Consider the following 428-nt stretch of genomic DNA (forward strand, 5'->3'; position numbering starts at 1 on the left):
CGGGCGGAACTGCCTTCCGCCAGTCGGGTGGTGGTTGCTCCGGAGCGGGATGACACGTCGGTGTTGGTGACKTTGACGGTGCGTCAGTTGAACAAGCATGCGACGGTGGTGGCGGCGGTGCGGGAGGACGAGAACGCGCCGTTGCTGCGGCAGAGCGGTGCGGATGTGGTGGTGACCAGCTCCAGTTCGGCGGGGCGGTTGCTGGGGATGTCGATGCTGAGTCCGCATGCGGGGGCGGTGATGGAGGATCTGCTGACGTACGGCAACGGGCTGGATGTGGTGGAGCGTCCGGTCACCAGGGCCGAGGCGGGGCACAGTCCGCGTGACTGCACCGATCTGGTGGTCGCGGTGGTGCGGGGCCGACGGGTCCTCAACTACACCGAACCCGAAGCCGCCGTCCTCCAGCTCACCGACCGCATCATCACCAT

1 protein-coding gene is annotated in these 428 nt (G+C 67.4%); it reads left to right on the forward strand.

The features are described 5' to 3' along the window. A partial coding sequence (locus ACXJMZ_RS37445) for an NAD-binding protein (RefSeq protein ID WP_457034444.1) occupies positions 1-428 on the forward strand: 428 nt, incomplete at both ends.

This window comes from Kitasatospora sp. P5_F3 (assembly GCF_054049135.1).